Below are 524 nucleotides of genomic sequence, written 5' to 3' on the forward strand. Positions count from 1 at the left end.
ATTTCTCTTGCTTTTTGTCCCCAAATGCCTATATTTTCTGTCGGATTCATTGCCTATCGGCAGCTGAACCTACCGAGGCTTCTGTCAGCTGAGCCAGCGTAGCAAATCAGCGGCAAACTATCGCTGCCAGCCATGGAGAGCGAAGCGAAGGCTGGTAGACCCCAGTAGCCGCGAGGCCGCACTGTTTTCCCGGCGTGCCTTGCGCCAGAGGGAAAACAAAGTAGGCCTCCGAACGCGGCGTCCAGTCATTGGGAGCCAAGTACGGAGCAGCAACGAGCTTGCGAAGTTGTTGCGTAGTGCTTGGTGACCAGGACGGCTGGGGCACAAATAGGTTGTCAAAGGCCGAGTCGATTTTGGGGACTGGGATGTCCCAAAATCTATCACGAGGCCGAAGACACGCTTGTTTCCTTATATTTCAATCAGTTATCGAGGAGCAAGCATCCGCAACCGTGGAATTTACTTTACATTTCAGCTCCGATACACCATACTGTTTTCAAATGTCCCCCTCCAATGACAAGAGCCCC

Annotated in this window: 1 protein-coding gene; it reads right to left on the reverse strand. The window is 52.7% G+C overall.

Features of this window, described 5'->3' with window-relative positions; translation table 11 throughout:
• Nucleotides 1-117: 117 nt before the first annotated feature.
• Nucleotides 118-384, reverse strand: coding sequence for a hypothetical protein (locus ACOCD2_RS25955; RefSeq protein WP_419596359.1), 267 nt, complete (start codon nt 382-384; stop codon nt 118-120).
• Between the last annotated feature and the right edge of the window lie 140 nt (nt 385-524).

Origin of the sequence: Thiolapillus sp., assembly GCF_048562965.1 — a bacterium.
Lineage (GTDB): Bacteria > Pseudomonadota > Gammaproteobacteria > Chromatiales > Chromatiaceae > Thiolapillus > Thiolapillus brandeum_A.